This is a genomic window from Ruegeria sp. YKSF070, from assembly GCF_059612725.1.
The window spans coordinates 97,393-118,345 of record NZ_JBXWRD010000004.1 but is presented as its reverse complement, the minus strand read 5'-3'; the positions used below and the strand labels follow the sequence as shown (position 1 = coordinate 118,345).

The following is a 20,953-nucleotide window of genomic DNA, read 5'->3' as shown; positions in this document are numbered from 1 at the left end:
ACGGGGGTGCGGGGTGGAGAAGGTACTTCAGAAAATCTGTAATTTCTTTCAGTTGTTTCAAATTGCCTTGAGGTTCTCCACTCACTAGCCTCGATGCGGGTGTAAACGTCCCGAAACCCGCACTTAGACAAGGCCAGGGACGGCAAAAAACAAATCACCAACAGGAGAAGACCATGAACAATCCCTTCACTCTGGCCAGAAGCGTCATCGCTGTCGCGGCGATGACCTCTGCTTCGGCCGTTTGGGCCGAATGCGGCGAGGTCTCGCTGACCGAGATGAACTGGCCCTCGTCCCAGATCATCACCCATACCGCCAAGTTCCTGATGGAACAGGGCTATGGCTGCACCGTAGAACTGGTGCCCTCGGCCACCGTGACCTCGGTCGCCTCGCTTGCCGAGAACGGCGAGCCCGACATCGTGACCGAGCTTTGGCTGAACTCGGCCGGCGAGCCTTATCTCAAGCTCGAGGCCGAAGGCAAAGTCGAGCGTCTGGCCGAGGTGTTCAATCCCGGTGGCCTCGAAGGCTGGTGGATCCCCTCGTATCTGGCCGAGGCGCATCCCGAGCTGAAGACAGTGGCCGACATCCTGGCCAACCCCGATCTGGTCGGCGGCCGGTTCAACAACTGCCCGGTGGGCTGGGGCTGCCGGATTGTCAACGACAACCTGATCACCGCGCTGGGCATGCGCGACAAGATGGAAATCTTCGACCACGGCTCGGGTGAGACGCTGGCCACCTCGATCGCGGCTGCCTACGAGGACAAGACCCCGTGGTTCGGCTATTACTGGGCGCCGACCGCGGTTCTGGGCAAATACCCGATGACCCAGATCTCGATCGGCGATATCGACGCGGATGTACACCTGGCCAACCAGTCGGCCGAGAATGCCAATCCGGGCGTGTCCGACTTTCCGCCTGCGCCGGTGCTGACCGTCGCGACCTCGGCCCTGACCGAACGGGCGCCCGACGTGGCCGAACTGATGCGCAATCTCAGCTTTGACATCGACGTCATGAATGCCGTGCTGGCCTGGAAAGACGACAATGGCGCCTCGGCCGAAGAGGCGGCGGTCTATTTCCTGAGCAACAACTCGGACATCTGGGCAGGCTGGGTCAATGACGCCGCCCGCGAGAAGCTGGCCGCCCTGATCAAGTAACCCGCACCTGCCGCCGGGCTGCCCATACGGCCCGGCGGTTCAGACACCGGCAGACGCGCACCCGACACCATGCGGGATATGTCCGAGACAACCGTGAAAGGGGCTCGTTCTCATGGCCACCTATGACTTTCTGTTCAACAGCCTTGGCTTGCGCGAGTGGTGCGATGCCGGCAAATCCGGCGAAGCCACGCTGTCGATGGCCGATCTGCTGGCAAAGGCCGGCGGCAAGACCGAGACAAGCCTGTTCAACCTGCCCTTTCCCTCGCTTGATGAGCTGAACAGGGCCTGCGCCGCCTTTGCCAAGTCGCGCGATGTGACCAAGGGAGTGGAGGACGGCTTTCTGGCCGCCAAAGGCGCGCTGCGCTTTGTGCTGGACCCACTGACCCAACCGCTGAGCTGGATGCTGGAATTTGCGCTTGCCACATTCGAGGCGACGCCATGGTGGATCATGATGCCATTGCTGGCGCTGGTGGTCTATTTCGCCTCACGCTCGATGCGGCTGGTGGGCTTTGTCATGGCGTGCCTGGTGTTCCTGGCCTTTGTCGACCACTATGACCACGCCATGCAGACGCTGGCGATCATCTTTGTCTGCGCCTTTCTCTGCGTGCTGTTCGGGGTGCCCATCGGCATCGCCATGTCGCGCAATGACCGGCTGCAACGCATGACCATCCCGGTGCTGGACATGCTCCAGACGCTCCCCTCGTTCGTCTATCTGATCCCGCTGATCTTTCTCTTTTCGGTGACCGAGCCCAAGCTCTACGGCATCGCGATCATCCTTTACGCCATCGTTCCCGTCATCCGCCTGACCGATCTGGGGATCCGGCTGGTGGACAAGGACGTGATCGAGGCCGCCGACAGTTTCGGCATGACCGACCGGCAGAAGCTGTTCGGCGTGCAGATCCCGCTGGCTCTGCCCAACATCATGGCCGGGGTGAACCAGACCATCATGATGAGCCTTGCCATGGTCGTCATCGCCTCGCTGGTCTCGGCGCCGGGCCTGGGGGTTCTGGTCCTGCGCGGCATCCGCAACCTTGAACTGGGTGTCGGCCTTGTGTCGGGCCTGGGCATCGTGCTGCTGGCGGTGATCCTCGACCGGGTCACCAAGGCCGCGCTCAACCGCGTCAACGCCGCGCAACAGCACTGAGGGACACGGGAATGAGCGACAATATCAAGGTTTCGATCCGCAACCTTTACAAGATTTTCGGGGCCAATCCGAAAGCAGCGCTGAAACATGTGCTGGACGGCATGTCCAAGGCCGATCTGCTGAAACAGCACCGCCATGTTCTGGGGCTGCGCGACATCAATGTCGACATGCGCGAGGGCGAGATCACCGTGATCATGGGCCTGTCCGGGTCGGGCAAGTCGACGCTGATCCGCCACCTCAACCGCCTGATCGAGCCCACCTCGGGCGAGGTGCGGGTCGATGGCGAGGATGTGCTGGCCTATGACGAGGAACAGCTGCGCAACCTGCGCCGCGAGGTCATGTCGATGGTGTTCCAGAAATTCGCCTTGCTGCCGCACAAGACCGTGGCCGAGAACGCGGGCACCACGCTGAAGGTGCGCGGCGTGGCCAAGCGGGACTATCTGGTCGAGGCCGACAAATGGCTGGATCGGGTCGGGCTGCATGGCTATGGCAATCACTATCCGCACCAGCTGTCGGGCGGCATGCAGCAGCGGGTCGGGATCGCGCGCGCGCTGACCTCGAACTCGCCCATCATGCTGATGGACGAGGCGTTCTCGGCGCTCGATCCACTGATCCGCACCGACATGCAGGACCTGCTGCTGGAATTGCAGACCGAACTGCACAAGACCATCGTCTTTATCACCCATGACCTGGACGAGGCGCTGAAACTGGCCGATCACCTGGTCATTCTCAAGGACGGCTATATCGTCCAGCAGGGCGAGCCGCAGCATATCCTGCTCAACCCCAACGACCCGTATATCGAGGACTTCGTCAGCGACATCAACCGGGCCCGGGTGCTGCGAGTCCGCTCGATCATGACCCCGCTCGACGGGCAGCCGGTGCCGCCCGACGCCCATGGCGAGGTGGGCTATGACGATACGCTGGAAAGCATGATTGCCCGGTCCGGTGGCGACACCTCGCATCGCTATGTGGTGATGCGCGATGGTGCCCCGGTGGGCACGCTCGACATGACCCATCTGGTCAAGGCGCTGGTACCGCGCGTGGCCTCGGACGCAAGCGCACGCAAACACTGACGGGTCGGGTCTGGTGGCCGCCGCGGCAGGACGCGGCAGCCCCCTGCCCGGTTACGCGGTCAGGCCTCGCGCCGATAGGTGACGGCGCCGTCCATGATCGTAACCATGGCAGCGGCCTGTGTGATTTCGTCAGGGGCCAGCTGTGTCAGATCGTGGCTCAGCACGGCGATATCGGCCACCATGCCCGCTTGCAGCCTGCCCTTGCTGGCCTCGTTGAACTCGACCCAGGCATTGTCGCGTGTGTAGCTGGCCAGCGTGTCCATCAGCGACTGACTCTGGTCCGGCCAATCCGGGCCGAGATCGAGCGGCGCAATGGCGGCGCGGATGCTGGGCATCACATCGACCGGGATCACCGGCCAGTCGGTGGAGAACACGACCCGCGCGCCCGTTTCGCGGATGGTCTGCCATGCATAGGCCCCCGCGATTTGGTCGGGATGCAGGTACTGCCCCACCGCGCCGGGCGGGAAGATATGGCCGCGTGGCGCATGGCCCGGTTGCAGCGAGGCGACGATATCCAGTTCCGCCAGCCGGGGGATGTCGTCGGGATGGATCACCTCGATATGTTCGATCCGGTGGCGGCTGTCGCGCGTGCCATTGGCGCGCCGGGCCGCTTCGAGCGCGTCGATCGTGCGGCGCACCCCGGCATCGCCGATCGCGTGCACCGCGATCTGAAAGCCCAGCCGGTCGGCCTCGACACAACAGGCGGTGAAATGTTCCTGGGTAAACACCTCGTCGCCGGTATTGCCATTGGCACCCAGCTCGCCCGGATAGGGCCGCAGCATCAGCGCGGTGCCGCTTTCGACCACGCCGTCGATGAACATTTTCAGGTGATTGCAACGCACCTTGTCGCCGCGATAGGCGGCGCGCATCGCTGGCGCCTCGGTCGTCATCCTCTCCAGCGGGTCGGTGCCCTTCATGTGGAACGGCACCTCGCAGCGGCAGAGCAATCGCCCCTCGGCCTCGAGCTCGGTCAGCAGTTCGAGCTGATAGCGGTTGCCATCCATCAGGTGCAGCCCGGTGATGCCCTGCGCCGCGCAATGGGCCAGCCCGCGCGCGATCACGTCCTTGTCGCGGGCGCGCTGGTCGGGGGTGGCGGGCGGCTCGGGGTCCTTGCCGGTGGTCAGGCCCAGCATCTCGCGCCCACCATGGCGGGTCAGGCTCAGGACCGGGCCATAAGCGCCGGGCTCTAGCAGTTCGCCATTGGCCAGACCGTCCTCGCCCATCACGATGAGCGAGCCCGCATCGACCTCGCCACCCTGCAACAGGCCGGTCGCCTCGAGCGCGGCGGTATTGGCCCAGACGGTGTGGTGATCGGGGGCGAACATGGCCAGCGGGCGATCGGTCAGAATACTGTCCAGATCATGGCGTGTCAGGGTGTGGCCGGTGCCGAGGATGCCGTAGTCGGCCATCACGCAAAAGACGAGCGCGTCATCAGGGTTGGCCTGCGCATAGGGCAGGATCGCCTCCCGCATCGCGTCCAGCCCCCTGACCCCGTAAAGGCTGAGGCAGTCGAGTTCGACCGAGCCGCCAAAGAGATGCACGTGGCTGTCGATAAAGCCGGGCAGCACGGTGCCGCCCCGCGCGTCGATCAGCCGTGTCTCTGGCCCTGCCAGCACCAGGATCTCAGCATCGCTGCCGACGGCGGCGATCACGCCGCCCTGGATCGCCAGCGCCTGTGCTTGCGGCTGGGCCTCGTCAAAGGTGATCAGCGAGCCGTTGTGAATGATGATATCGGCGGGCATGGGCGGGCTCCGGTCAAAAAAGAGCGGCCCCGTCCGAGGACGGAGCCGCAGGGTGGTTACTTTTGCAGTTCGGTCCAGATCGCCGTATACAGCTTGGTCGCCTCGGGCGGGCAGGTCTTGGACACGAAGGCCGCGCCTTTCAGCTCGTCAGGCACGACCACTTCGGGGGCGGTTTTCATGTCCTCGGGCATATAGGCCTCGGACCCCTTGATGCCGTTGGCATAGCGGGCAAAGGCCGACAGCATGGCGGCGTTTTCCGGGTCCATGATGAAGTTGAGGAAGATCTTGGCCTCTTCCACGTTCTTGGCATCGCTCAGGATCGCGGCATTGTCCATCCAGACCGGGAAACCCTCTTGCGGATAGCCAAAGGCGATGTCGGGGTTCTGGTTGCGGGCCCGGAACGAGGCGCCGTTCCAGTTCACGCCAGCGGCCAGGTCGCCCTTGGCGTATTTCTCGATATTGCCGTAATCCATCGACAGCCAGTGCGGCTTGGCCGCCTGCAGGATGTCGCGCGCCTTTTTCAGGATTTCCTTGTCGGCAGTGCACTGCTCGCCGCCCGCATAGCGGATCGCCAGGCCCATGACATCGTTCATCTCGGGCACCACGTTGATCTTGCCCTTCAGCTCTTCGGGCGGATCAAAGATCAGCGCGGCGGTGTTGATGTCACCGCCATAGACCGAGGTGTTGACGGTGATCCCGACCGTGCCCCATTGCCATGGCACGGTGTAGTTGCGGCCCGGATCGAATTCCACATCGACCCATTGCGGGTCCATATGCTTGAAATTCTCCATCTGGTTGGGCTTGCTTTCCATCAGCAGCCCCTCGCCCACGAAGATCGGGATATAGGTCCCCGAGGGCACCACGATGTCGAACCCGTGCCCGCCCGCCTTGATCTTGGCCAGCGCGGTGTCGTTGCTGTCGTAGTCGGTGATCGTGACCTTGATGCCGGTCTCGGCCTCGAATTTGGCGATCATCTCGGGCGAGGTATAGTTGCCCCAGTTGAAGATGTTCAACTCTCCCTCAGCCAGCGCGGGGCCGGCCAGAACGAGGGTCAGTGCCGTCAGTGCCTTTTTCATCAGTACTCTCCCTTTGTTGTATTACTTTCTGAATTTGCTCAGCAGCGTGTAGGCGATCACCATGGTGATCGAGATGCCCAGAAGGGCGGTGGAAATGGCGTTGATCTCGGGCGTCACCACGCGGCGCAGCTGGCCCAGCATATAGGTGGGCAGCGTGTCTTGACCGGCGGATTTCACGAATTCGGTGATCACCACGTCATCCAGCGAGATGACAAAGGCCAGCATCGCACCCGCCAGGATACCCGGCCACAGCTGCGGCAGGGTCACCCGGCGGAACACCTGAAACGGGGTCGCATAGAGATCGGCGGCGGCCTGTTCCAGGCTCAGGTCCATGCCCTGAAGCCGCGCCCGGATCGGCAGATAGGCAAAGGGGATGCAAAAGGCCGAATGCGCGATGATCAGATAGGCCAACCCGGTATAGCCGGTGGCGACCTTGATCATCGCGAAAAAGATCAACAGCGCCACGGCGGTCACGATCTCGGGCACCATCAGCGGCTGGTTGATCAGGGCAAACACCGCGGTCTGCCCCCGGAACCGTCGCGTGCGGGTGGTGGCCAGCGCGGCCAGCACGGCAACCGTGGTCGAAATGCCCGAGGCCCAGAGCGCGACAACCAGCGAGCGCAGCGTCGCCTCCTGTACCTGCTCGTTCTCCCAGGCCGAGGCGTACCAGCGCCACGAGAAGCCCTCCCAGATGGCGATCGAGGTGCCGGCGTTGAAGGAATAGACCACCAACAGGATGATCGGCATGTAGAGCATCGCGAAACAGGCAAAGGCGATGGTGGTGAAGCCGGTCTGCTTGCGGATGTCAAAGACGCGCTCAGCCATGGTGGGCCTCGTCATTGCCGGCGGCGCGCACATATGCCAGCAGCGCCACCATCACGATCGCCAGCAGCGTGATCGACAGCGCCGCGCCCAGCGGCCAGTTGCGGCCCTGCCCGAATTGCAGCTCGATCAGGTTGCCGATCATCAACTGGTTGCCGCCGCCCATCACGCGCGGCGTCACATAGGCGCCCAGCGAGGGTACGAAAACAAGGATCGACCCCGCGATCACCCCCGGCTTGACCAGCGGCAGGATCACCCGGCGCAACACCTGGAGCCGGGTTGCGTATAGATCATAGCCCGCCTCGACCAGCCGGAAATCGAACCGCTCCATCGAGGCGTAAATGGGCAGGACCATCAGCGGCAGATAGACATAGACCATGCCCAGAAGGATCGAGAATTCGGTGAACAGCATCTGGATCGGCGCGTCGATGATGCCGAGCGCGATCAGAACGGTGTTCACCGTGCCTTCGTTGCGGATCAGCTCGAGGATGGCAAAGGTGCGGATCAGCAGGTTGGTCCAGAACGGAATGATGATCAGCAGCATCCACAGGTCGCGCTGCTTTTTCGGTCGCGTGGCGATGAAATAGGCGGTGGGAAAGCCGAAGGCGAGACAGGCCAGCGTGGTCAGCGCCGACAGTTTCACCGACCGCCAGAAGATGCTCAGATGCGCATCCGACCAGCCCAGCGTGTCATCGAAAATGTCGCGCTGCATGAAGACGTTGAACCAGGCATCGAACGAGAGCTGCCATTCGACGCCGCCATAATCCCCCGGACTGAGAAAGGAATAGACCAGCGTGATCAGCAAGGGTCCGCTGGCGGCAAGGAGCAGGATGGCCAAAGCCGGCATCAAAAGCAGCCATCGGTTGCGGGCCGCGCGGCGTGCCGTGATATCCGGTATCTCCGCCATCGCTCAGTCCCTCAGCACCTGGGCAACCTCGGCGGGAAAGCACACCCCCACCGTATCACCGGTGGAAAATCCCGCCTGGGTATCGGGGCTGTTCTGCTGACGCAGCACAAAGGTTGTCCCGTCTTCGAGGGTCACATGGAAATGGGTGTCGGTACCGAAATAGACCGCATCGCTCAGCACCCCGGCAAGCAGCCCTTCGTCTGGTGTGCCGAGGCGGGCATGTTCGGGGCGCACCGCGATGGTGACACGGCCGTTGACCCCTTGGGCAGCACGTGCCGCGATGGTGCGCCCCGAGCCCAGTCTCAGCGTTGCCGCACCGTCCCTGTTCTCGACCACATCGGCTGACAGGAAATTGGTATCACCGATGAAATCGGCGACAAACCGGTCGGCGGGATGGTCGTAGATCTCGCGCGGGGAACCGATCTGGCGGATGGCGCCATCGGACATCACCGCGATCCGGTCCGACATGGTCAGAGCCTCTTCCTGGTCATGGGTGACAAAGATGAAGGTGATGCCGGTCTCGGTCTGAAGCCGCTTGAGTTCAAGCTGCATGTTCTTGCGCAGCTTGAAATCCAGCGCGCTCAGCGGCTCGTCCAGAAGCAGCACGCGGGGCTTGGGGGCCAGCGCCCGGGCCAGCGCCACGCGCTGTTGTTGACCGCCCGAGATCTGGCCGGTCTGCCGGTCGGCGAGATGCGACATCTGCACCAGTTCCATCATCTCGCCCACGGTCTGGCTGATCTCGGCCTTGGGCCTGCCCAGCATCTCCAACCCGAAACCGATATTCTCGGCCACCGTCATGTGCGGAAACAGCGCATAGCTCTGGAACACGGTGTTGATCTGGCGCTTGTAGGGCGGCAGGTCCAGTAGGCTCTGCCCGAACATCTCAAGCGTGCCCGAGGTCGGATGCTCGAAGCCCGCGATCAGCCTCAGGATGGTGGTCTTGCCGCAGCCCGAGGGGCCAAGCAGCGTAAAGAACTCGTTGTCGGCTATGTCGATCTCGACACCGCCCAGGGCCTCGACCGGAGGACTTCCCGGATACACCTTGCGCAAGGCACGTGCGCTGATCGCGTTGGTCAAATGCGCCCCCCATCTGGTCGCGGCATCCTGACGGATACGTCTTTCACTTGATGATTGCCCCAAACAGACCCAGGGGATATACCCCTCTTGGGGTATTTTTCGGCTGATATTGCCCCCAATGTAGGTATTTTTACCGTGATGAACCTGACCGAACGGGATATTCTGCGCTTGCGCCGGGCGATGGCCACCGTGGGCACGCCCGCCTTCTTTCCGGCCTATCGCCGATTGTTCCGGGCGCGGATGCCTTTTGCGACCTTCCTTATGTTCCGCTTCGATCCCGGCAAGGCGCCGTTGATGCTGGACGCCTGGCTGATGGCCAAGAAGCTGCCCAGTTCTGCGCTGACCGAATATGTCGACAACACCTATGCCTTTGACCCGTTCTTTCAGTTTCGCGACCTGCCCCGCGGCGGCGGATTCTACCGGCTGGCGGAGATCGCGCCGGACCGCTTTTTCTCCAGCGAGTATTATCTGGAGTATTACCGCAAGACCGGGCTGTGCGACGAGGTGGGCCTGCTTGCTCCGCTGCCGTCGGGGACCCGGCTGCACCTGTCGATCAGCCGGTTCGACAAGATGGGCCCCTATCGCCGGCGCGAGATTCAATGTCTGAAGCATCACGCGCCGGTCCTGCTGGAACTGCTGACCCAACATGTCACCCTGCTCGACCCACGCCGCTCTGAAAACACGCCGGTGGAAACACCGTCGCTGGCCGAACTGATACGCTCGCATGCACGGGAAAAGCTGGCGATCGGCCTTACGAAACGCGAGGCGCAGATCGCCGCCCTGGTCATGCAGGGCCATTCCAACGGCTCGGCGGCGCTGACCCTGGAGATCGCCCGCGAGACCAGCAAGGTCCATCGTCGCAACCTCTATCGCAAACTGGCGATTTCCTCGCAAAGCGAGCTTTTCGGCCTGCTCAGGCATCTGTTGTGACGACATTGATGCCCAGCCGGACAGGCCGAAACCGGACGGGCCACGGGGCCCGACCGGCTTTGCAAGCGCATTCACCGTCATTACGATGACCAACGGTTTAGCCACCAGGGTGTTTTCATCTTGCGCCCGGCACCTCGCCTCGTGCTGCGGGGACTTGGAATCGCACCAGTGTCGCAAGACTTCGGAGCGGGGATGTCACGTTGGAAACAGCAAAACCCGCATTTCCCGCCACGAACGGCAAGATCGCCGCTTCTCAACGACGCGGTATGTCGAAGCCGGGCAGCGCCAGTTCGAACCCCTCGAACCGGAAACCGGGCGAGACGGTGCAACTGACCAGCGTGTATTCGCCGGTGCTGCGCGCCGCCTGCCACCAGCCGGGCGGCACGATCTGCTGCGGCGCGCCGGTGTTCAGGTCGGGCGTCAACAGGTGATCGGTGGCGGGGCCGGTATCGGTCGCACTCATCGATAGGATCAGCGGAGCGCCTGCATGCCAGAGCCAGATCTCGGTCGCGTCGACCCGGTGCCAATGGCTGCGCTCACCCGATTTCAACAGGAAATAGATGCAGGTGCCGCTGGCGCGACCGGGAGTGTCGGCGATCCAGGTCTGCCGGTACCAGCCGCCCTCGGGGTGGGGTTCCAGTTCGAGGCGACGGATGATCTCTTCGGCGCTCATATGATCGGGCATCGGCTACCTCGCTTAGGGCTGGTCTTTCGCTCGCTCCAGCATATCTTGGGCGCATGACAATCACGATCCCCTTCGACAACAGTTATGCCCGCCTCCCGGCCGGGTTCTTTTCCGCGCAGGTGCCCGACCCGGTGCGCGCACCACGCCTTGTCGCCTTCAACACCGATCTGGCGCGCCTGCTGGGCATCACGCCGGGCGACCTCACCGAGATGGCGCAAGTCTTTGCCGGCAACACCGTCCCGCAAGGCGCCGAGCCGCTGGCGCAGCTTTATTCCGGGCACCAGTTCGGCAATTACAACCCGCAATTGGGCGACGGGCGCGCGATCCTTTTGGGCGAGGTGCCGGGCAGCGACGGCATCCGCCGCGACATCCAGCTTAAAGGTGCGGGGCGCACGCCTTATTCGCGTGGCGGTGACGGGCGGGCCTGGCTGGGCCCGGTGCTGCGCGAATATGTGGTGAGCGAGGCGATGGCGGCCCTCGGCATCCCGACCACCCGCGCATTGGCGGCGGTCGAAACCGGCGAGACAGTGCGCCGCGAGCAGCCCTTGCCCGGTGCGGTGCTGACCCGCGTGGCGCAAAGCCACTTGCGGGTGGGCACGTTCCAGGTTTTTGCCGCACGCGGCGAGATCGGACATCTGAAACGGCTGACCGATTATGCCATCGCCCGCCATTATCCGGATGCCGATGGGCCAATGGGCCTGCTGACCGCCGTCCGCGATGCCCAGGCGCGACTGATCGCGCGCTGGATGGGGGTGGGGTTCATCCATGGGGTGATGAATACCGACAACAGTTCGATTTCAGGCGAAACCATCGACTATGGCCCCTGCGCGTTCATGGACACATACCATCCTGATACCGTCTATTCCTCGATCGACCGCTATGGGCGCTATGCCTATTCCAACCAGCCCGATATCGCGGTCTGGAACCTGGCACAGCTGGCCACCGCGCTGATCCAGCAGGTCGAGGACAAGGAGGCCGCCGTCGAAGAGGCCACCGGGATCGTGCATGCAATGCCCGCCCTGCTGGAACGCGAATGGCTTGGCGTATTTGCCGCCAAGATAGGCATCGATCAGCCCGACGAGGCCGACAAGACGCTGGTGACGGACCTGCTCACCCGCATGGCCCGCGAACGAGCCGATTTCACCAACACGTTCCGCGCCCTGGGCGGCCCAAGGGCGCGTGATCAGTTCACCGACCCGACCGCCTATGACAGCTGGGCCACGGGATGGCAGCAGCGCGTTAGGCAAGAGGCGGCGTCCCTGTCTGTGATGCGGGCCGCCAATCCCGCCTTCATCCCGCGCAATCACCGGGTCGAGCAAATGATCGCGGCGGCGGTAAACGGCGACTATGCCCCGTTCAACAGGCTCCATACCGTGCTTTCCCGTCCTTACGAGGATCAACCGGATTACATCGACCTGACCCGCCCACCAGCGGAAAACGAGGTCGTACAGGCCACGTTCTGCGGCACCTGACCCTTCATTTCGCCCAAAATACTCCGGGGGGCCTGCAAAATTCGACGAATTTTGTAGGTGGGGGCAGCGCCCCCGCTCCGGCGCCCCATTCAGCGCCGGTTGATCAAGACGATCCCGGCCGCGACCAGAGCAAGCGCAAGCCAGACCAGGGCGCCCACCCGCTCGTCCAACAGCAGCAAGCCAAAGATCACCGCCAGCACCGGTGACAGGAAGCTGAACGAGGCCACGCCATTGGCCTGGTAAACGGCCAGCAGCCGGAACCAGATCACGAATCCGAGCCCCACCACGCCAACCGCCTGAAACAGCAGCCCGGCCCAATGCAGAAGCTCGGGCGCGCGCAGGCTCTCCCCAGTCAGCGGCGCAAGCAACAGCAGCAGCGGCGCCGAGATCACCAGTTGGCTTATCAGCTGCATTTCCGCCGGGACGCGGGCCATCGGTGTCAGCCGCACTCCCAGCGCGATCCCGGCCCAGCACATGGCAGCAAATACAGCAAGCGCATCGCCCAAGAGGCTCACATGCGCGGCATCGCGCTCGAGCAGCGCCAGCACCACCCCGCCCATGGCCAGCACCAATCCCAGAACCCGCGCTCCGGACAGCCGTTCGCCCGGCAAAAGAAAGTGACCGCCCAGCGCCAGCCAGACCGGCATCGAATAGAACAGGATCGACACCCGCGAGACCGACGTTAGATCGAGCGCGGCAAACAGCGCCATGAACTCGATGGTAAAAAGCAAGCCTGTGATCAGTGCGCCCATCAAGGCCTCGCGCGGGAAAGCCATCGGTTTGCGTCGGGCAAGCATCCATACCAGCACAAAGACCAATGCGACAGCCGAGCGCAGCCCGGCCTGGAGAACCGGCCCAAACCCGCCACCGGTCACCTTGATCACCACCTGGTTGAAGGCCAACAGCGCGGCAATTCCGACAAGGGCCACGGCTCCGGCCGCGTCGACGGGGCGTTTCTGTTCCATGCAGGCACAGAACGGCGGGGTCCTGCACATGTCAAGCAAATCCCGCGATCCGGCCCTTGCACCGCGCCGCGCGCTGCCGCATGACGGAGGACAGGAGCCATGACGCAACCGATGACGATAGCCCCGACGCTGCGCCTTGCCAGCTACAACATTCAGAAATGCGTGGGCCTGGACCTGCGCCGCCAGCCGCGCCGTATCCTTCAGGTACTGGGGGCGCTCGGCGCCGATATCGCCGTGCTGCAAGAGGCCGACAAACGCCTGCCGCCGCGTCCCGCCGCCCTGCCGCATTTCGTGCTGGAGGAGGCCGGCTGGAACGTGGTGGACCTAGGCGGCGCCGGATCGCTGGGCTGGCACGGCAATGCGGTGATCTGGAAGGGCGCCGGCATCACCCAGCTTGCGAGCGCCCATCACGACCTGCCGGGATTCGAGCCGCGCGGCGCAGTTCGGGTCGAGTTCGACACCCCAATCGGATCTCTGCGGGTGCTGGGCCTGCATCTTGGCCTGCTCGCGGCCTCGCGCCGGGACCAGATCGTGCATCTGGTCCACGATCTGGAGCGGTTGCCGCCGATGCCCACGGTCTGGGCCGGCGATTTCAACGAATGGTCGCGCCAGCCGGTGCTGGATCATCTGGCGCCGATGCTGCGCTTCGTTCCGGCCCGGCCCAGCTTTCCTGCGCCGCGCCCAGTGGGCGCTTTGGATCGGATCGCACACAGCCCAGAGCTGAGCGCCGTTGCGCATGGCGTCTTTGCCGAGCGTCCCGCCCCCATCGCCTCGGATCATCTGCCGGTCTGGGCCGATTTCACGCGTCCGGACTGACAGCTCTCAAACGGCACATAGGCTTCTTTCGGGTCGGAAATACTCCTAGGGGCGAAAAAATTCGACGAATTTTTTCAATGGGTCAGCGTCCCCGTCATGCATCGTCGGGCAGGCTGACCATGCCGCCGCCCACCAGCGCACTCACGCCGGTGGTGCCGGGGCACGATGTTGACAGGCCCCGCGCCACCCGTACAGCCAGATAGGCGAAGGCCTGCGCCTCCAGCATGTCACCATCAAGCCCGACACTCTCGACCGGCTCAACGGCGCAATCCAGCGAGACCCGCAGCATCTCCATCAGCACCGGGTTGTGCCGCCCGCCGCCGGTGACCAGTACGCGGGCGGGAGGGCGCGGACAATGCTCCATCCCTTGCGCCACCGCAGCCGCGCACATCCCTGTCAGCGTTGCCACCGCATCGCTGTCGCTGAGTTCCGACACCAACCCGATCATCTCGGCAAAATCGTTCCGGTCCAGAGACTTGGGTGGCATTCTTGAGAAATAGGGCTCGGCCAGGAACAGCTCCAGCGCGCCGGTCTCCACCGTGCCACCCCGCGCCACCGCGCCGCCCTCGTCCATCGGCAGCCCCAGCCGCGCCTGCATCAGATCGTTGACCGGGGCATTGGCCGGCCCGGTGTCAAAGGCCAGAAGCGCGCCGGGCACCTCGGGCCGCTCAAATGACGGGTCCACATAGGTCAGGTTGCCCACCCCGCCGAGATTGAGAAAACACAAGGGCTCGCTGGCGCCGATCCACTTGGCACAGGCAAAGTGAAAGAACGGCGCCAATGGCGCGCCTTCGCCGCCCAGTTGCACATCGTCGCTGCGGAAATCCCAGACCACCGGCCGCCCCAGGGCGGCGGCCAAAACCGCGCCATCGCCGACCTGCAAGGTGCCGCGCCCGCGCGGCTCATGCGCCAGGGTCTGTCCGTGAAACCCCACCAGATCGACGCCCTCGAACCCGGCCAGCGCCTCGGCATGGGCCCGCGTCACCAGATCGCCCGCCGCCTCCACCTCGGGCCCGGCCCAACGCCCCAGCCCGGCGCGCAGCACGCTGCGTTCCTCGGGCGAATAGGCGCGGTAGCCCACCGGCCCGAACCCAAAAATCGCCAGACCGTCGGTCTCGACCACCGCCGCATCGACCCCGTCCAGCGACGTGCCAGACATTGCCCCCAGCGCCGTCACCGGCCCCTCTCGCCCGATGGCCCTCTTCATGGCCTTTTCCTTTGTTCAACTGCCGCCTATAAGTGCCCCGCAATCCAACCCCGAGGCAAGACATGACCTACCATCCCAAATCGGATTTCATCGCAGTGATGATGGAGCGCGGCTTTCTCGCCGACTGTACCGATTACCAGGGCCTTGACGAGGCGCTGATCAAGGGATGCCAGCCCGGCTATATCGGCTTTGACGCCACCGCCAAATCGCTGCACGTGGGCAGCCTCATCCAGATCATGATGCTGCGCTGGCTGCAAAAGACCGGGCACAAGCCGATCACCCTGATGGGCGGCGGCACCACCAAGGTGGGCGATCCCTCGTTCCGCGCCGACGAACGCCCGCTGCTGACGCCCGCCCAGATCGACGAGAACATCGCCGGGATCCGCAAGGTCTTTGCCGCCTATATCGACTATGACAGCGGTGCCGAGAACGCGGCGCTGATGCTCAACAACGACGAATGGCTGGCCGATCTGAACTATCTCGATTTCCTGCGCGACATCGGGCGGCATTTCTCGGTCAACCGGATGCTGTCGTTTGAGTCCGTGAAATCCCGCCTCGACCGCGAACAGTCGCTCAGCTTCCTCGAATTCAACTACATGATCCTGCAAGCCTATGATTTCATGGAACTGAACCGCCGCTATGGCTGCATCCTGCAAATGGGCGGCTCGGACCAATGGGGCAATATCGTCAACGGCATCGACCTGACCCGCCGGGTGATCGACCACGAGGTCTATGGCCTCACCTCGCCGCTCCTGACCACGTCTGACGGCAAGAAGATGGGCAAGAGCCAGGACGGCGCCGTCTGGCTGAACCCCGACATGCGGTCGCCTTACGAATTCTGGCAGTTCTGGCGCAACACCACCGATGCCGATGTAGGCCGCTTCCTGAAACTCTACACCGAGCTTCCGATAGGCGAATGCGACCGTCTGGGCGCGCTGTCGGGCTCCGAGATCAACGCCGCCAAGGTGATCCTCGCCAACGAGGTCACCGCCCTTTGTCACGGGGCCGAGGCGGCCGCCGCGGCCGAGGCCACCGCGCGCGAGGTGTTCGAAAAGGGCGGTATAGGCGACGACCTGCCCACCCTCACCCTTGGCGCCGCCGACCTGCCCGCATCCATCGTGCAACTGATCGTGAAATCGGGCCTCGCCAAATCCGGCAAGGAGGCCAAGCGCCTCATCGCCGAGGACGGCGCGCGCCTGAACGACGCCCCGCTGACCGATGCCGGGATGATGATCGAGGCGGGTGATCTCGCCCAACCGATCAAGCTCAGCGCGGGCAAGAAGCGCCACGCGCTGGTACAACTGGCGTAGATCAACCGCCCCTTCATTTCGCCCCAAATACTCCGGGGGTGAGGCCCGCCAGGGCCGAGGGGGCAGCGCCCCCTTGCCCCCAAAGGGCTCAGAACAGGGCCATACCCCCCAACAGCAGCACGCCAGACAGGATCGCCGCCAGCAGGGCGGCGGCGGCCCGTGTCGGTCTCGGGGCGGCGATCCCCTGGCCAAATACCCGTTTCATAATCGCATTAACCCGGTCTTAGGTTTCGAACCGGTTAATGACGCCATGTTCGATACCATCGCCCTCGCTTCGCCCCCCCTGCAACAAAGCGCCGAATTCGCCGCCACGCTGACACTTTGCGGACAGCGGGCGGCGCGACTGGACGACGGAACACTGGTGCTGACACGGCGCATTGGCGGGATACCCATCGCCCTGCTCAGCCGCGCCCACCTCGCACCACAGGCTCTACCCGGTCTGATCGCCCGCGCTGGGCTGCGCCGCAGTCTGATCCTGATGAACCCGGACGCATCCTGCCCGGGCCTCGAACGGCTGGGGGCGGTGCCATTGATCACCCCGGCCCATGTGGCCGAACTGGATCTCACCGGTAACCTGATGGCGGGGCTGCACCAGAAATGGCGCAACCGCCTGCGTCACGCGCGCAGCCAGGACCTGCACGTGACCCAGGGTCCACTGCCGCTGGACCCCGCCCATTGGCTGCTCACCGCCGAGGCCGCGCAACAGCGCGCGCGCGGCTATCGCAACTGGCCCACCGCCCTGACGCTGGCCTATGCCCGCATCAATCCCGGCGCGACGCAGCTGTTCACCGCCCGCCAGCGCGGCACCCCCGTCGCGGGCCTGCTGATCCTGCGTCACGGCACGGCGGCCAGCTATCACATCGGCCACAGCACACCGGCCGGTCGCGCCGCCAGCGCCCAGACGCTGCTGATGTGGCAAGCGATGACTTGGCTCGCGGCCCAAGGCGCGACCCGGCTCGACCTGGGCCCGGTGGAGACCGAGCAGACCCCCGGCCTGACCCGGTTCAAGCTGGGCACCGGCGCCCGCGCCCGCCCCCTCGGCGGTACCTGGGCCTGGTGGCCCCCCTTGGGCAAAACGTTGCGTCCGCTGGCCCGGCTCGATCGCGCGCGCATGTATCAAAGCTGGACAGGGACCCCCGCTCCGGATTATTGAACACATGTTCATATCAGGGAGAGAGGCCCATGCAACTCGACACAACCGCAGCCGTGATCACTGGCGGCGCCTCCGGTCTGGGCGAGGCAACCGCCCGCTATTTCGCCGAGAACGGCGCGCAGGTGACTATCCTCGACCGCGATGCTGAACGCGGTGAAAAGGTCGCCGCCGAGATCGGCGGGCATTTTGCCCAGACCGACGTGACCAGCGAAGACTCGGTCGCCGCCGCCATCGCCCACGCCATGGAGAAGATGGGCAAGATCACCGCAGCGGTGAACTGCGCCGGTATCGCCTATGGCATCAAGACGGTGGGCAAGGAAGGCGCGCATCCCCTGGACGCCTTCCAGCGCACCATCGACATCAACCTGGTCGGCAGCTTCAACGTCGCGCGCCTGGCCGCCGTTGAGATGGCAAAGAACGAACCAGAACCGGATGGCGCGCGCGGCGTGATCATCAACACCGCCTCGGTCGCGGCCTTTGACGGGCAAAAGGGCCAGGTGGCCTATTCCGCCTCCAAGGGTGGCGTTGTGGGCATGACCCTGCCGATGGCGCGCGATCTGGCCTCGACCGGGATCCGGGTGATGACCATCGCACCCGGCATCTTCCTGACGCCGATGCTGATGGGCCTGCCTGAAGAGGTGCGCGCCGGTCTGGCCGCCGATGTGCCCAACCCCGCCCGCCTGGGAGACCCGCGCGAATATGGCCGTCTGGCCGGGTTCATCGTCGAGATGGGCTATCTCAATGGCGAGGTGATCCGCCTCGACGGCGCGCTGCGGATGCGCTGAGCCTTTGGCCCGTGGCTGGGGTTACCCGGCCTCGGCCTTTTCTTCCAGCGTCAGCCATTCCTCTTCGGCGGCAGAGAGTTTCTCTTGCCGCTGCACCAGCGCTTCGGTCGCTTTCTGGAACTTGACCGGTTCGCGGGTGTAAAGCTCGGAGTCGGCCATCAACTCTTGCAACTTGGCAATCTCGGCCTCAAGGCGGGCAATCTCGGCCGGCAAGGCCTCGAGCCGGTGCTTTTCCGAGAAGGTGAGGCCCGATTTCGGCTTCACCTCTTGCTTTGCCTTTGGCGCTGAGGTCTTTGATTTCACATCTACTTTAACAGTGTCCTCACCCCGCTGAGCACGATAGTCCGACCAGCCTCCGGCATAGACCACGGCGCGGCCATCCCCCTCCATCGCAACGGTGGTGGTGGCGACGCGGTCGAGGAAATCGCGGTCGTGGCTGACCAGCAGCACGGTGCCGTCGTAATCGTCCAGAATCTCCTGCAGCAGGTCGAGCGTTTCCACATCCAGATCGTTGGTCGGTTCGTCCAGCACCAGCACGTTCGACGGCCTCGCCATCAAACGCGCCAGCAACAGCCGCGCCTTCTCGCCACCCGAGAGCGATTTCACCGCCGCCCGCGCCTGGCGTTCGTCAAACAGGAAATCCTTGAGATAGGCGACCACATGTTTGGGTTGGCCGCGCACCATGACCTGATCGGCCTTGCCCGAGACGCGCATCTCGGGGTCGCTGGTCAGGCTGTCCCACAGGCTCATCTCGGGGTCGAGCTGGGCGCGGGTCTGGTCAAACACCGCGATTTCCAGATTGGTACCCAGCCGCACGGTGCCGCTGTCCGGTTCGAGCTGGCCCAGCAACATCTTGAGCACGGTGGTCTTGCCCACCCCATTGGGACCGACAAAGGCGACCCGGTCGCCGCGCAGCACGGTCAGGTCCAGCCCGCGCAGGATGGGTTTGCCATCGAACGCCTTGGTCAACCCCTGCGCCTCGATCACCTTGCGGCCCGATTTCGGACCCGCATCCAGCGACATCGCCGCCGTACCCTGACGCTTGATCTGCGCGGCGCGTTCGGCGCGCAGCGCCTGCAGCGCACGCACCCGGCCCTGATTGCGCTTGCGCCGGGCGCTGATGCCTTCGACCGCCCAGCGGCTTTCGGATTTGATCAGCCGGTTCAGCTTGTGCCGGGCGGTGTCCTCATCCTCCCAAACCTTGTCGCGCCAAGCTTCGAAATCCTCGAATCCACGCTCTTGCCGACGCACCATTCCCCTGTCGATCCAAAGTGTTGCGCGCGTCAATGCACGCAAAAAGGTGCGGTCGTGCGAGATCAGCACAAAGGCGGCACGGGTGGACGACAACTCGCGTTCAAGCCAGCCGATCGCCTCGATATCCAGATGGTTGGTCGGTTCGTCCAGCAGCATCAGTTCCGGCGCCTCGGCCATCAGTTTGGCCAGCGCCGCGCGGCGCCGTTCGCCGCCCGAAGCGGTCTCGACCGCGCGGGCGGGGTCGAACTTCAGCCCCTCACCGGCGCGCTCGACCTTGTAAAGCTCGCCCGGCTCCAGCCCGCTCGAGGCGTAATCGCCCAGCGTGGCGAACCCGGTCATGGTCGGGTCCTGCTCCATGTAACCGACCGACTTGCCGGGCGGGATCACGATCTCGCCCGCGTCCGCTTCGACCAGCCCGGCCATCACCTTCATCAGGGTGGATTTGCCCGACCCGTTGCGCCCGACAAGCGCCACGCGGTCGCCTGGCTGAACCACCAGGTCGAGATCGGAAAATACCGGCTCACCGCCGAAGGTCAGCGAAATACCGGTCATCTGCAACAGAGGAATACGTGCCATGCCCGCCAGCTAAACCGCGCCCCGCATGGCGTCAACGCCCCTTGTGCGCACCCTAGCCCGCCACCGCCCGCAACAGCCGCTTGCGCGCGGGCGGGATGGCGCCGATCTCGAGCCCGGTAAACACGTGCAGCGTGTTCATCTGCCGGTCCACCACCGCGTGGTCGCTGACCCAGCCCCCCATCAGCAGATAGGTCCTGAGCAGCGGCGGCATCCGCAGCATCGCCTTTTTGGCGTCGGGCTTGCGCCGCAGGCGGGCGGCGAATCGGAACACATCGGGCGCCTTGACCCGGGGCAGCCAGCGCTTGGGCGCCAGATGGCGGTGTTTCAGCATTGCAAAGGCGTCGAGATAGTCGGCCGTCTCGGTGCCCGCAAAAGAGGAACAGCCAAACAGCATCTGCACCCCGGTCCGGTCGACAAATGTGGTCATCGCCCCCCAGGCCACCCGCAGGATATCGGCGTCGTGATGGTCGGGATGGATGCAGAAACGGCCCATCTCGACCATGCGCCCCTCGAAACTCTGCAACCCCGTCAGTTCGTAGAATTGCGCCGAATAGCTGCGCCCGATCTCGGCGCCGCCCTCCATCGTCAACATGCGAAAACAGCACACCAGGGCGCCACCCTGTCGCATGTCCTCGACCAGAATGTGGTCGCAGACGCTGTCGAAACGGTCCCGGTCGGGTGTCGCGGTGCGAAAGGCGCGTGTCCGCAGCGCCTGAGCCGCGGCGATATCCGCAGGCCCCAGCGCCAGACGCGCGCGATAGCGGCCCTTGCTCAACAGTACGGCATCCGGCATCACGCGGCCCTCCACTGA

Annotated in this window: 19 protein-coding genes; 9 read left to right on the top strand and 10 right to left on the bottom strand. The window is 64.3% G+C overall.

The features are described from left to right. The first annotated feature begins 173 nt into the window (after window positions 1–173). The 3 genes from AC2FL1_RS03505 to AC2FL1_RS03495 all read left to right on the top strand — a co-directional run bounded on the left by AC2FL1_RS03505 (window position 174) and on the right by AC2FL1_RS03495 (window position 3,365). The gene (locus AC2FL1_RS03505; RefSeq protein WP_496875988.1) at window positions 174–1,148 is read left to right on the top strand and encodes an ABC transporter substrate-binding protein; all 975 of its coding nucleotides are present in this window, start codon (window positions 174–176) and stop codon (window positions 1,146–1,148) included. A 112-nt stretch (window positions 1,149–1,260) separates the two neighbouring features. Then, complete coding sequence (locus tag AC2FL1_RS03500) at window positions 1,261–2,292, top strand: ABC transporter permease (RefSeq protein ID WP_496875987.1); 1,032 nt, start codon at window positions 1,261–1,263, stop codon at window positions 2,290–2,292. 11 nt (window positions 2,293–2,303) lie between these two features. Then, entirely contained in the window at window positions 2,304–3,365 is a 1,062-nt protein-coding gene (locus AC2FL1_RS03495) for a quaternary amine ABC transporter ATP-binding protein (RefSeq protein WP_496875986.1), read from the top strand. 59 nt (window positions 3,366–3,424) lie between these two features. On the opposite strand, the gene AC2FL1_RS03490 is transcribed toward AC2FL1_RS03495, so the two are convergent. The 5 genes from AC2FL1_RS03490 to AC2FL1_RS03470 are packed head-to-tail and all read right to left on the bottom strand — an operon-like array spanning window position 3,425 to window position 8,989. Further along, the gene (locus AC2FL1_RS03490; RefSeq protein WP_496875985.1) at window positions 3,425–5,107 is read right to left on the bottom strand and encodes an amidohydrolase; all 1,683 of its coding nucleotides are present in this window, start codon (window positions 5,105–5,107) and stop codon (window positions 3,425–3,427) included. Between the two features lie 56 nt (window positions 5,108–5,163). Continuing rightward, window positions 5,164–6,183: an ABC transporter substrate-binding protein gene (locus AC2FL1_RS03485; RefSeq protein ID WP_496827675.1), complete on the bottom strand. Its 1,020-nt coding sequence runs from the start codon at window positions 6,181–6,183 to the stop codon at window positions 5,164–5,166. 21 nt (window positions 6,184–6,204) lie between these two features. Further along, window positions 6,205–7,008: an ABC transporter permease gene (locus tag AC2FL1_RS03480; RefSeq protein ID WP_496827673.1), complete on the bottom strand. Its 804-nt coding sequence runs from the start codon at window positions 7,006–7,008 to the stop codon at window positions 6,205–6,207. Further along, window positions 7,001–7,912, bottom strand: coding sequence for an ABC transporter permease (locus tag AC2FL1_RS03475; RefSeq protein WP_496827671.1), 912 nt, complete (start codon window positions 7,910–7,912; stop codon window positions 7,001–7,003). Before AC2FL1_RS03475 ends, AC2FL1_RS03480 begins: the two co-directional genes overlap by 8 nt. A gap of 3 nt (window positions 7,913–7,915) precedes the next feature. Continuing rightward, a complete protein-coding gene (locus AC2FL1_RS03470) occupies window positions 7,916–8,989 on the bottom strand; it encodes an ABC transporter ATP-binding protein (RefSeq protein WP_496875984.1) in 1,074 nt (357 codons plus the stop codon). 138 nt (window positions 8,990–9,127) lie between these two features. On the opposite strand from AC2FL1_RS03470, the gene AC2FL1_RS03465 reads away from it, so the two are divergent. After that, window positions 9,128–9,919, top strand: coding sequence for a LuxR C-terminal-related transcriptional regulator (locus tag AC2FL1_RS03465; RefSeq protein ID WP_496827667.1), 792 nt, complete (start codon window positions 9,128–9,130; stop codon window positions 9,917–9,919). Window positions 9,920–10,172: 253 nt separating this feature from the next. On the opposite strand, the gene AC2FL1_RS03460 is transcribed toward AC2FL1_RS03465, so the two are convergent. After that, window positions 10,173–10,604, bottom strand: coding sequence for a cupin domain-containing protein (locus AC2FL1_RS03460; protein WP_496875983.1), 432 nt, complete (start codon window positions 10,602–10,604; stop codon window positions 10,173–10,175). 53 nt (window positions 10,605–10,657) lie between these two features. Between AC2FL1_RS03460 and AC2FL1_RS03455 the strand changes: the two genes are divergently transcribed. Further along, window positions 10,658–12,076: a protein adenylyltransferase SelO gene (locus tag AC2FL1_RS03455; RefSeq protein ID WP_496875982.1), complete on the top strand. Its 1,419-nt coding sequence runs from the start codon at window positions 10,658–10,660 to the stop codon at window positions 12,074–12,076. An 89-nt stretch (window positions 12,077–12,165) separates the two neighbouring features. Here the strand turns inward: AC2FL1_RS03455 and AC2FL1_RS03450 are convergent, their stop codons facing one another. Continuing rightward, entirely contained in the window at window positions 12,166–13,041 is an 876-nt protein-coding gene (locus AC2FL1_RS03450) for a DMT family transporter (protein ID WP_496875981.1), read from the bottom strand. Between the two features lie 99 nt (window positions 13,042–13,140). Between AC2FL1_RS03450 and AC2FL1_RS03445 the strand changes: the two genes are divergently transcribed. After that, complete coding sequence (locus AC2FL1_RS03445) at window positions 13,141–13,857, top strand: endonuclease/exonuclease/phosphatase family protein (protein WP_496875980.1); 717 nt, start codon at window positions 13,141–13,143, stop codon at window positions 13,855–13,857. A 94-nt stretch (window positions 13,858–13,951) separates the two neighbouring features. On the opposite strand, the gene AC2FL1_RS03440 is transcribed toward AC2FL1_RS03445, so the two are convergent. Beyond that, window positions 13,952–15,064, bottom strand: a complete 1,113-nt coding sequence (locus AC2FL1_RS03440) for an anhydro-N-acetylmuramic acid kinase (protein ID WP_496875979.1) — start codon at window positions 15,062–15,064, stop codon at window positions 13,952–13,954. 62 nt (window positions 15,065–15,126) lie between these two features. On the opposite strand from AC2FL1_RS03440, the gene tyrS reads away from it, so the two are divergent. The 3 genes from tyrS to AC2FL1_RS03425 all read left to right on the top strand — a co-directional run bounded on the left by tyrS (window position 15,127) and on the right by AC2FL1_RS03425 (window position 18,312). Beyond that, complete coding sequence (gene tyrS / locus AC2FL1_RS03435; protein WP_496827655.1) at window positions 15,127–16,374, top strand: tyrosine--tRNA ligase; 1,248 nt, start codon at window positions 15,127–15,129, stop codon at window positions 16,372–16,374. A gap of 250 nt (window positions 16,375–16,624) precedes the next feature. Continuing rightward, window positions 16,625–17,527, top strand: coding sequence for a GNAT family N-acetyltransferase (locus tag AC2FL1_RS03430; RefSeq protein WP_496875978.1), 903 nt, complete (start codon window positions 16,625–16,627; stop codon window positions 17,525–17,527). A 29-nt stretch (window positions 17,528–17,556) separates the two neighbouring features. Next, window positions 17,557–18,312 (top strand): 3-hydroxyacyl-CoA dehydrogenase, encoded by a 756-nt coding sequence (locus tag AC2FL1_RS03425; RefSeq protein WP_234145464.1) that lies wholly within the window; start codon window positions 17,557–17,559, stop codon window positions 18,310–18,312. A gap of 21 nt (window positions 18,313–18,333) precedes the next feature. Here AC2FL1_RS03425 and AC2FL1_RS03420 read toward each other — a convergent pair whose 3' ends face one another. Both AC2FL1_RS03420 and AC2FL1_RS03415 read right to left on the bottom strand, forming a co-directional pair. Further along, window positions 18,334–20,142 carry an ABC-F family ATP-binding cassette domain-containing protein gene (locus tag AC2FL1_RS03420; RefSeq protein ID WP_496875977.1) on the bottom strand — a complete coding sequence of 603 codons (1,809 nt, stop codon included), beginning with the start codon at window positions 20,140–20,142 and terminating at the stop codon, window positions 18,334–18,336. 52 nt (window positions 20,143–20,194) lie between these two features. Continuing rightward, window positions 20,195–20,935 (bottom strand): GNAT family N-acetyltransferase, encoded by a 741-nt coding sequence (locus AC2FL1_RS03415; RefSeq protein WP_496827649.1) that lies wholly within the window; start codon window positions 20,933–20,935, stop codon window positions 20,195–20,197. Window positions 20,936–20,953 lie beyond the last annotated feature (18 nt).